Source organism: Halorubrum trueperi (genome assembly GCF_042662525.1).
In the GTDB taxonomy this organism is placed as follows: domain Archaea; phylum Halobacteriota; class Halobacteria; order Halobacteriales; family Haloferacaceae; genus Halorubrum; species Halorubrum trueperi.
Map to the genome: position 1 here is coordinate 3166 of NZ_JBHSXI010000014.1, position 9322 is coordinate 12487.

Sequence of the window (9322 nt, forward strand, 5' to 3'; positions counted from 1 at the left end):
AATGTCGACAGACAGCGTTCGCAAGCGTCCTTGCGAACGCGTTAGGGTTGCCGCTGTCGGGTGTGGCCTACTGTGTGACCGACGACGAAGACTGCTACAACGGCACTTTCGAAGGGCGTGTGAAGTGCTTGTTTCATCGACTGCGCTCCCGCGCTCGCGGGGACGAGCGCGTGGAGCAGTTAGCCGAGGAGGGGAAGCACGAAGAATTAGCGGAGTATCTTGAGGAAGCGTACGCCGACCTGTATGAGAAGGAGATAGAGACGCTGAAAGACGAGTATCCATCGTTCTGGGATGAAGAGCGTGAGGAGTTCACAGGGCCGGTGACGACGAATGCGATTGAGGGAGGGAACTGGCGATTGAAACGGAAGCTCCGCGTGCCGTATCGGCGGGCGGATACGGCACGCGGGCGGATGTTGTTGGGGGCGTTGAACGACTCGTTAGCAGTCTACAGGAATGGTCGCCCGGCGGCGAGCTTCGCTCACCGCCATGGCTCGTTCAGCTTCCAGCAGATACTGGGAAAAGGCTCAGGAAAACCGCCAGATCGGGAGGTTCATCCACCGATGCCACCGGTTCGATCGACCGTGTCGTAGCCACAGCTTTCCCGGTGGCTGATAGCTGCGGGGCTGAAGGCAGAACAACGTGGCAATCTACACCGCCCCACTAGGGGAGACCAACACTAATACACATGGCTATCTCTTGAGAATGACTGATGTCTGAACAAGAGACGTATCGACGCTATTGATCGCCGGATCGATTCGGCGACTGTCCAGCGCCCGTTGACGGGCGCGCTGAACGCGACCAACGTGGCCCTCAACGACTACGAACTGGCGTCGGGCGACAGCTTCGCCTATGGATACCACATGCACGAAACCCAGGAGGAGATCTTCATCATTCAGGAAGGAGAAGTTACCTTCGAAACGGAGGACGCAGACGTGGTAGTCGATGCAGGTGACGTCATCCGATTCGCACCTGGCGAGTACCAGCCGGGGATCGCTACGGATGACGAGCAGGTCGTCGCACTTGCTACCGATGCACCCCAAGAGACAGGCGACGCAGGAATTCTCCGCGAATGTGCCACCTGTGATGAGCGAACACCCCAGACGGTCGAGCGAGTAGATGACGGACAGGCGAAATCAGCCGCTGTCTGAACTGTGGAGAAGACACCGGTCGGTTCGCATACTACGGTACCCGCCCCTTCGTGGATGGTCGCCGATCAAGCGGTAGCGATCAGGCGTTTATGCTCGGGTTTCATACACCGATCCTGGACGACTCGAAGGCCGGCCGCTTCCGCACGAGCGACAGCGTCTTCATCGTGAATACCCAGCTGGAGCCAAATGACCTCGACATCGTCGCGTGCGAGCGCCTCGTCGATGATTCCGGCAACTTCGGCACTCGGCCGAAAGACGTCCACGATCTCGATGTCCGTCTCAACCTCCGAGAGTGAATCGTAGGCAGGACGCCCGAAGACTTCCTCTGCGGTGGGATTGACCGGGATGATTTCGTAGCCATGCGCCTGGAGATACTTCGGGATCTCGTGAGCGTCCTTTCCCGGTGTCGACGAACACCCAACCACAGCAACCGTGTGCTTTCCCAGTATCTCTCGGACCTCAGTGTCTGTCTCAACAGGCATAGTGGTTGTAGAGACTCGGGCACGAAAAGGCCACCGTCGTATCCAGTGCCAATTGCACCGACGGCGCCGGTTAACCCGGGAGATGCATACCACATCCAGATCGAAGCGTTGGGACGCGAAGGGGGACGGCACCGGCTGCTTGGATGGGTTCGTGATCATCGTACCAGGAACTACGCTCGGCGACGCGGTGACCGTCGAAATCGACGAGGGCACGACACGTTTGCGGTCGCGTCGGTCACGGATGCATCGATGGTCGGCGAAACGGGAACGCGACTGCCGTAATCCTACCCGCCGACGCTATCTACTTAGTGTGGTACTTCCTAGCACCAATACGGGGACATGCGACACGATACGTACGACCTTGACGCCACGAACGTTGACTGGATTGATGCCGGTGACACCCCCACACAGCCGATACTCACTATCCGCTATGCGGGATCGCCGGCACGCCTCAAAGAGCGACTTATGAGGTCAGAGTCGTCGCTACTGGGTGCCGAGGAGATTGACGTGACGTTCCGGTTTCAGTCGCCGGTTAGCGATGCCGAAACCCATGGTGTTCTCGCGGTTAGCAACAACGTGACCGGCGACTTCGTTTGCGAAGTGGGAACTGACGCTGCTCCGATCCAGAAGTTCGTCCAGGCAGCTCGCCGATACGCTCAGGCGACCGAGCGCGATACCGCATACGCCGTTCGGTTCTGGACCGATGATGGATTGACTGTGGCCTACGAGAAAGGGGTCCTCCTTGTTTACGGGCCTAACGGCATATTGCTCCGGCATGACAGCCTGATTCCAAACGGAATCGAGATTTGACCCACATCGGCGTCACTGGTGGCGGTTTTCCCCCTGCGATGCCGTGTTCTCCGGTCGGCCCGTACTATGCTACTGAATAGCAATGTTCGAGGAGTTCTCAGCGGACTACTACATCGGCCAACTCAACATCGAGCTCTCCGACGGTGACCATGTCGTCACGGAGCGGGAGCAGCACGAGGAAGCCAACGAGCAGGTCTACACTACCGGCGAGGGCGTCGAACGGGTGGATCATCCGCTCATCATGAAAGTCGACGAACGCCTCTTCCCGGTCTTCAGCGCTGACGACGTACCAACGCACACGCTCTCCGTACCCGACCAGATCCTCGATGCGACGCGAATTGACAATCCGCCGACTATAAGGGGAGTCTTAGTGGCGAACGCGGAGCGCGCCACCCAGCTGCTTGAGTGGTTCACGCCCTATACCGTGAAAGAACCCGATTTCGCGTCGAACGCGATCTGGAGCGGAACTCGGTGGGTTCTTCGATTCGGTCTTCCGACTCATCAGTTTGCCTTGCTGGGCGATGTCCGCGGCTGGATCACCTTCGCGAACGGGACGATCGCGGCACCGGGTCGGCCGCCCCAGCCCATCCACGCCACCACGCTGTCGGTCGAGGTCTGGTGCGAGCCGACGGTTCGAGTGCGCGCCGGCCGGCACATGCACGCACAGATCGAGACCGGCGAGCGTACCACCCACTCGATCGTCGCCGAAAACGCCGGTGAGGGGCCGTCCCGCTCTCGCCCGACCTCGCGACTGACCGGCGTGGAACCTGCTGGGGGAACTGTCCAGTCACGCTCGAGCGCTCCTTGCTCGAGATTGACGCTCCGTCGGAGATCGCCCTGGGCGAGACCGAGACGGTGAACGTCACGGTCACACCGCCCGACGACGCGGAGCGCGGCCGGGACGACGCCGAACTCAACCGCGGCATCAGGGACCCCGCACGGGACAAGCGCGACACCCACTGGCAGGAGATCGACCTGAACGTCCAAGTCTAAACGCGGCCCGACGAGCCCGTCCGGACGGACGTCGCGGTGAGCGAGAACGCCACGAACCTGTCGCCCTGCATTACCGCCTAACAGACAACGGGGACGCGCTCAAACCCGTGTTTGACATCATCGATACAACGGGAATTACGTGGCTTTCGCCGCCAGAGTTGGATGACGAACGGAGTCAGCCAGTCACTCTAATGTACTGTATCGTAGCTACACTGGACAACTGTTCCCGACCGTATCGGTCAGATCCGGGCAGCGAGCGCGTGGAGGGCTTCGTTACCGGCCAAAAGCGGCTTCCCATGACCGGGACAGGCAAACGCGAACGCTGGAGCTCGTTCGACCAGTTCCCGGACACTCGTACGAAGGGCATCCAGATCGTAACTATCGAACCAGAACGGGGGGAGAAGCGCATCGGTTTTCGTTCGGACGAGATCACCGAGTGCTCCCATATACCGGGATTCGTGAAGATAGACCATGTGACCCGGGTTGTGTCCTGGGGTGTGGTATGCGATGAACCCGCCGATTCGATCACCGTCGGCTACGGTCCGAACTGGAGACTCAAGACCAACAAACCGCGAGAGAACCCGATGAAACGCCCCCTTGTGGTTCCATAACGGTGGCCGGACCGTCCACGAGAGGAATCCGGAATCGGGGTACCCAGCGTAGATGGGTGCGTCGAGATCGGAGAGCCGGACGAGACCGCCGACGTGGTCGAGATCGTAGCAGTTCGGACGAAGACCGGGTTAGTTGCCTACGCAGATTGCGTCTAGAAAACCGGGGGTTTCAGCGCCGGTTCACCACGTCGATCCTATGTCAGGATTCAGGCAGATGCACGCCGAACTCAGAGCGATAGCGCTGCATCGACAGCATGTTGAACCGGGACGCGCGGATTGACGGGCGCTCCTGCTCGTTGATGCGGTTTGGCGGCGACACTTCACGTTCGCCACCACCCATGAGTTGTACGCGAACATCCCGAACAGGTACAAGTACCCGACCGCGGGGTCAGTACGTCTCAACCTCGACGCCCAACTTCCTGAAATCCTTGGCGTTACGCGTGAGTACCGGCTCGTTGTACTCGTCGGCGACGGCCGCTACCAACGGATCGATGTCGTCTATTCCTGCCTGATCGACACCGCCCGCCGCCGTATCGGCCGTCGCACAAAGCCGCCCTGCCTGTCGAGCGAGCCGGTCGTCTACCTCCACGACCGGATACAGGTGTGCTAAGTTCTCCATCATGCGACTCTCGTCCTCATTTCCTCCTATCTCGACGCCGTACTGGAGTTCATACATCACCGGCGAGGGTATCCGCTGGACGATTCCGGCATCTGCCAGTTCTGACCCCTTCGAGAACGCTGCAGGCGTCCGTTTGAACAAGGAGATGAAAAACGCCGTATCAAGAATCATCAGACTTCTCGAACTGCTCGACGACACGTTCTCGGCTGGTCGTCTTGCGCTGATTCCGCTTGGTGATGGCTTCCTCCATCGCCTCAGCCGTCTCTTCGGATACGAGGCTCGCAACCGCCTCAGGCTCCGGACCGCCGGTCAACCGAACCAGCGCCTCCCCCATCGTCTCCCCCTCCCTCTTGTGTGCCTTCACGTACGCGTGAAACGTTTCCGACACCTGAATCGATTTCGTTCCCATACGCTATAATCGGTTATAGATCGGTAAAACAGTTTCCCAGACTCTACACCGACGACGCGCCACCCCACCCCGAGCGTATACCCCGGCACCCTGTTCTCTAGACGGCATCTGCATAGGCAAGAAACCCGCAATTCGCTCGAACTGGTAGTGGGTTACGAGGACGCGATCGACATCGGAGACTGTGGCTCCGATACATGCGAGCCCCTCTTTGAGTCGTGGTGCATCCCACGGCATTCCAGCGTCGACGAGGGTCAACGTCCCCCTATCGTCGATGAGATAGGCGTTCACCCCGGCGGGTTCGGCCCCCGGAGTCGTACCCACCAAACTCCCTCGGCAAGCGATGTGAGAGCCTCACCTTCACCGTCAGTCGAGAAGACCATGAGACGAGTGTATCCGCTGATGTGAGCCCCTCCACGGAGCGTCACCCGATAGCCCTCCACGTTCGAGGCGCGTCACGAGCGTCGCACCTGCTCCAGTAGCCCGTCGATCGATGGGCGGTCGCCAGGCGAGGTCCCCCGATGAACGAACACTGCGTTGAGCTCCCCACTCGTGGTCTCGAAGACGATCGCTTCGGGCATGCGGCCAACGAGGTCGAACGCCTGCCCGAGGCGGCCAAACCGGGTCGGCTGGTCGGCCGAGTCTCCGACCTCGGCCTGTGGGTCAGCAAGGAGGGGAAACGGGAGGTCGTACGAGTCCTGCCACGTTCGCGCACGGTCTTCGGGTTCGCCTCACACCGTCTCGCTGCCGGTTTCGCCGTCCCGAACCGATGAGCATAGAGATGCCATCCGAGCCATCAAACGTAACGCGACCAGCTCGTTGAGAGACAGAAATAAGTCATGTGAATTCGTACCACGCGATTATGCTTCACGCCGAAGGCCCCATGCTCACCGTCGATGTCGGCGAACGGACCGCCGAACGCATCGACATAGACGACGTACTCGAGAACACAATCGGCGGGCGTGCGGCCGCGACCGCGCTGGCCCACGACCGCATCCCCTTCGACGCCGACCCGCTCGGTCCCGAGAACCGCGCGTACCTTTCGACGGGGCCGATGCAGATGAGTCAGATGTCCTTCACCGGCCGGATGAACATGACCGGCCTCTCGCCGCTGACCGACGGTCTCGTCTCGACGAACGCCGGCGGCTACCTCTCGCGGAATTTCACTGGCGCCGGCCTCTCGGTGCTCGAGGTGACAGGCCAGAGCGACGAACTGCTCGCGATTCACGTCACCGACGGCCCCGACGGGCCCGAAGTCGAGTTCGAGGAAGTCCCCGAACTGGAGGGCGCCGAGGTCAGCCGCGTCTCGGGCTACATGGACACCCACCACGACCTCGGGCCGGAGAACTGCATCACCATCGGCCCGGCCGGGGAGAACCTCGTGCGCTTTGCGTCGGTGATGACCTTCGACAACCGTGCGTTCGGCCGCGGCGGCATCGGCGCCGTCCTCGGGTCGAAGAACGTCAAGTGTGTCACCTTCGAGGGCGATTCCTCGCCTGACATCGAGATCCCGGACCCCCCGGCGATGGATGTCCACCGCGAAGCTGCGACCAGCGATGACCTGTTTCGGCGCCAGGGGACCACGAGCGCCACGGAGTTCATCAACGACAACTTCTCGCTCCCGACGCGCTACTTCGACGACTATCGATTCGAGCGCATCGAGAACATCGGCGGCGACGCCGTCGAGGGGAAGAAGTACAAGAAGGGCGCCTGCTCGCAGTGTGCCTACGCCTGTAAGCTCCCCACCAAAGACGAGATAAGGGGGGTCGAGACGGAGGGGCCGGAGTTCGAGACGGTGTACTCCTTCGGCACCAGCCAGGGCGTCGACGACATCGTGGACGTGATGATCTCGAACGACCTCTGTGACGAACTCGGGATGGACACCATCTCCGCGGGTGTCACCGTCGCCGCCTACCTCAAGAGCGAAGACGAGTTCGGGAACGCCGAGTTGGCCCACGAGACCGTAGAGAAAATCGCCCACCGCGAGGGGATCGGCGACAGCCTCGCAGAGGGTGTCGACCGCTGCCACGAGGACCTCGGCGTCGACAACTACACCGTGAAGGGGATGGAATTCGCCGCCCACGACGGCCGCACGCTTCACGGGCAGGGTCTCTCCTACGCCGTCGCCAATCGCGGCGCCGACCACATGTACGGCGGGATGCTCGGGCTGGAGTACGCCGGCGAGGTCGACCCAGAAGGAACGCTCGGCAAGGCCGAGACGCTGGCGGGACTGGAGAACCACAACGTGATCCGCGACTCCGGCATCGTCTGTGCGTTCGGTGGGGAGCAGGGCTACCTGACCGAAGAACGGGTCGCACAGCTGCTTGACGCCGACTACGAACGCCTCCAGGAGGTCGGCGCCCGGACCGTCGCGCGCGAGCGCCACTTCAACAACAAGCGCGGCAAGGACGTCGTCGACGACGACCTGCCCTACGAGATTCCGGACCTCGCGGAGGCCGTCCAGGAGTACTACGAGGCACGAGGGTGGAGCGAGGACGGCACCGTCCCCGACGCGTCGGTCAACTCGGTGGCACCCGCAGGCGCCGACGACTAGGCAGTCACTATTCGCGCTTGTGGACTACCCACCGGACACCGCGGGGGCGATCCGGACTACGTCGCCCTCCTCGAGTTCGGTCGAGAGACCATCGAGGTGGTTGATGTACTTCTTGTTGACCGAGACCACCGTCGAGCCCTGGATCCCGTCACCGTCCGGGTCGACGATGCGCCCAGCGAGGGGCGGGTATTTGGCTTCCAGCGCCCGGAGCAGTTCGCCGACTGTCGTCCCGGGGTCGTTCTCGCCGCCGACGTTCTCGACGCCGGCGTCATCGCGGAACGGGCCAAACAGTTTACACTCGACGTGCATGACTGACGAACGGGCCGCGGCGACAAGTACCCATCGTTCAGCCCAGGGTGACGATCTCTATCACGTCGCGGTGGGCGAGACCGTGGGCAGCGCCAACCTGCAGGTCCGAGCGGCAGTCGATACCGTGATGGCCGGTCAATCATTCCAGCGGTTCATCACTGCTCAACTCGTTCGGGAAGGCTCGATATTACGTTGCCCTGTTGAACGCAAGACAGTGGCGGGGTAGGGTCGATTATTTGTAGTCTCACGCCGTCAGAAGCGCGTACGTGGAGTCAGAAGATGCAATAGCTGTCATTCACGGCGGTTGCCGAAGGGTCAAAACTATCGTATCTTGCTTCGTTGGTTCGGTGAGCCTTCTGTAACGGTGTTTGTTCCCTGTGTTTGATCAACGGTCGCGTTGATTCGGAGCGACACTCCTCACGGAGGTCGCTCCACGAGTAGTTCGCGTCAGCGGACAACACACGCAGGTCTTCCGCCGGAACGCGGAAGACCTGCATCCCGATGTGGCCGTCCCACGCCTTCTGCGTCGTGTAGTGAACGTCCTTGATCGCTAGTGAGTTCACGTCGATCAAGATCGTCGTCTTCATCGACTGGAACGAGTAATTCGCGCGGTCACGGTAGTGGTGGCTGGTTTGATCGCGCTGGAAGCCACTCGCATCGATCGCGGCTTCACCACTCCAGCCCGCCTGCTCCGCGCTTCGGCGGAGCAGGCGGCGGAGTTCACGCATACGATACCTTGTTCCCACCGGCAGAACGAACTGTAGTGCGGTACCTCGTTGAGATCGAATACAGCAAGAAGACCGGGCATCTCGTTGAGGTAGTCTCCAGTTTCGCGGAGGCTCTTCTCCAGTTCGACACGGTACAGAATTAACGCGATCTGTACCCACTCGGCGTACCCGTCCGCGCCGTCCAGTGCGGCGGGTACGTCCGGATCGTCAACGTGTTGTTTGGCAATATTTCGATACATCCGTGTGAGCCGTCTGAGCGATGCCATATCGCCAGACGGCATCCATTTCCTGGTTAGTTTGACGGAATCTTCCTATGAGAGCGTCTGAAGCTACCGTCAATCAGCGGCAAAACAGGGCATCTGCAATGGAACGTGCGTGAAGGGAGCCACACCTATTCGGGCTCGCCGCCCGGATGCCCGGGAGACAGCCGGGCGGCCCCCCATGATGCTGCGTCCTTGGCACTCAGGCCAATCAGAGCCACGCGTTCTGAGACGCTGTTGAAACATCGGCCTTCGTCCACCCCGTTCTTACTCCATGCACTCCGGGGACTTAGCAGGCTTTCATACCATGAGAGCAGAACCACCTGTTCTGTTGTGATGAGTCGTCGATACTGGTCAAGCAACGCTGATCGAAGAGGGAGCTGTCGCTGTCGGCGGCTGACC

The 9322-nt window shown here is 61.0% G+C and carries 15 protein-coding genes and 1 pseudogene; 8 read left to right on the forward strand and 8 right to left on the reverse strand.

Annotated features, from left to right (window positions below):
* Both ACFQEY_RS13195 and ACFQEY_RS13200 read left to right on the forward strand, forming a co-directional pair.
* Positions 1 to 590, forward strand: a 590-nt coding sequence (locus ACFQEY_RS13195; protein WP_379769322.1) for a hypothetical protein, incomplete at its 5' end; no start/stop codon positions are given.
* Between the two features lie 213 nt (positions 591 to 803).
* Complete coding sequence (locus tag ACFQEY_RS13200) at positions 804 to 1148, forward strand: cupin domain-containing protein (RefSeq protein WP_379769325.1); 345 nt, start codon at positions 804 to 806, stop codon at positions 1146 to 1148.
* A gap of 65 nt (positions 1149 to 1213) precedes the next feature.
* On the opposite strand, the gene ACFQEY_RS13205 is transcribed toward ACFQEY_RS13200, so the two are convergent.
* Complete coding sequence (locus tag ACFQEY_RS13205; protein ID WP_379769327.1) at positions 1214 to 1630, reverse strand: CoA-binding protein; 417 nt, start codon at positions 1628 to 1630, stop codon at positions 1214 to 1216.
* Between the two features lie 339 nt (positions 1631 to 1969).
* Here ACFQEY_RS13205 and ACFQEY_RS13210 point away from each other — a divergent pair, with 339 nt between their 5' ends.
* The 3 genes from ACFQEY_RS13210 (at position 1970) to ACFQEY_RS13220 (ending at position 3433) form a co-directional block, all read left to right on the forward strand.
* Positions 1970 to 2440, forward strand: a complete 471-nt coding sequence (locus ACFQEY_RS13210; protein ID WP_379769329.1) for a DUF5793 family protein — start codon at positions 1970 to 1972, stop codon at positions 2438 to 2440.
* An 82-nt stretch (positions 2441 to 2522) separates the two neighbouring features.
* A complete protein-coding gene (locus ACFQEY_RS13215) occupies positions 2523 to 3299 on the forward strand; it encodes a DUF5802 family protein (protein ID WP_379769331.1) in 777 nt (258 codons plus the stop codon).
* On the forward strand, positions 3296 to 3433 hold the full coding sequence (locus ACFQEY_RS13220) for a hypothetical protein (RefSeq protein ID WP_379769332.1): 138 nt from the start codon (positions 3296 to 3298) through the stop codon (positions 3431 to 3433). Before ACFQEY_RS13215 ends, ACFQEY_RS13220 begins: the two co-directional genes overlap by 4 nt.
* Before the next feature lie 239 nt (positions 3434 to 3672).
* Here ACFQEY_RS13220 and ACFQEY_RS13225 read toward each other — a convergent pair whose 3' ends face one another.
* The 5 genes from ACFQEY_RS13225 to ACFQEY_RS13245 all read right to left on the reverse strand — a co-directional run bounded on the left by ACFQEY_RS13225 (position 3673) and on the right by ACFQEY_RS13245 (position 5393).
* Positions 3673 to 4098, reverse strand: coding sequence for an MBL fold metallo-hydrolase (locus tag ACFQEY_RS13225; protein WP_379769352.1), 426 nt, complete (start codon positions 4096 to 4098; stop codon positions 3673 to 3675).
* A 145-nt stretch (positions 4099 to 4243) separates the two neighbouring features.
* On the reverse strand, positions 4244 to 4384 hold the full coding sequence (locus ACFQEY_RS13230) for a hypothetical protein (RefSeq protein WP_379769335.1): 141 nt from the start codon (positions 4382 to 4384) through the stop codon (positions 4244 to 4246).
* A 48-nt stretch (positions 4385 to 4432) separates the two neighbouring features.
* On the reverse strand, positions 4433 to 4834 hold the full coding sequence (locus ACFQEY_RS13235) for a PIN domain-containing protein (protein WP_379769337.1): 402 nt from the start codon (positions 4832 to 4834) through the stop codon (positions 4433 to 4435).
* Entirely contained in the window at positions 4824 to 5072 is a 249-nt protein-coding gene (locus ACFQEY_RS13240) for a hypothetical protein (protein WP_379769339.1), read from the reverse strand. The genes ACFQEY_RS13235 and ACFQEY_RS13240 overlap by 11 nt, the downstream gene beginning before the upstream one ends.
* Before the next feature lie 3 nt (positions 5073 to 5075).
* Complete coding sequence (locus ACFQEY_RS13245; RefSeq protein ID WP_379769341.1) at positions 5076 to 5393, reverse strand: MBL fold metallo-hydrolase; 318 nt, start codon at positions 5391 to 5393, stop codon at positions 5076 to 5078.
* 197 nt (positions 5394 to 5590) lie between these two features.
* On the opposite strand from ACFQEY_RS13245, the gene ACFQEY_RS13250 reads away from it, so the two are divergent.
* Both ACFQEY_RS13250 and ACFQEY_RS13255 read left to right on the forward strand, forming a co-directional pair.
* Positions 5591 to 5842 (forward strand): hypothetical protein, encoded by a 252-nt coding sequence (locus tag ACFQEY_RS13250; protein ID WP_379769343.1) that lies wholly within the window; start codon positions 5591 to 5593, stop codon positions 5840 to 5842.
* Between the two features lie 89 nt (positions 5843 to 5931).
* Positions 5932 to 7623, forward strand: coding sequence for an aldehyde ferredoxin oxidoreductase C-terminal domain-containing protein (locus ACFQEY_RS13255; protein ID WP_379769345.1), 1692 nt, complete (start codon positions 5932 to 5934; stop codon positions 7621 to 7623).
* A gap of 24 nt (positions 7624 to 7647) precedes the next feature.
* Here ACFQEY_RS13255 and ACFQEY_RS13260 read toward each other — a convergent pair whose 3' ends face one another.
* Complete coding sequence (locus tag ACFQEY_RS13260) at positions 7648 to 7932, reverse strand: ubiquitin-like small modifier protein 1 (protein WP_379769347.1); 285 nt, start codon at positions 7930 to 7932, stop codon at positions 7648 to 7650.
* Between ACFQEY_RS13260 and ACFQEY_RS13265 the strand changes: the two genes are divergently transcribed.
* The gene (locus tag ACFQEY_RS13265) at positions 7931 to 8158 is read left to right on the forward strand and encodes a hypothetical protein (RefSeq protein ID WP_379769349.1); all 228 of its coding nucleotides are present in this window, start codon (positions 7931 to 7933) and stop codon (positions 8156 to 8158) included. The genes ACFQEY_RS13260 and ACFQEY_RS13265 overlap by 2 nt on opposite strands.
* Positions 8159 to 8267: 109 nt before the next feature.
* Here ACFQEY_RS13265 and ACFQEY_RS13270 read toward each other — a convergent pair.
* A pseudogene (locus ACFQEY_RS13270) lies at positions 8268 to 8926 on the reverse strand (IS5 family transposase); the annotation flags it as partial.
* Positions 8927 to 9322 lie beyond the last annotated feature (396 nt).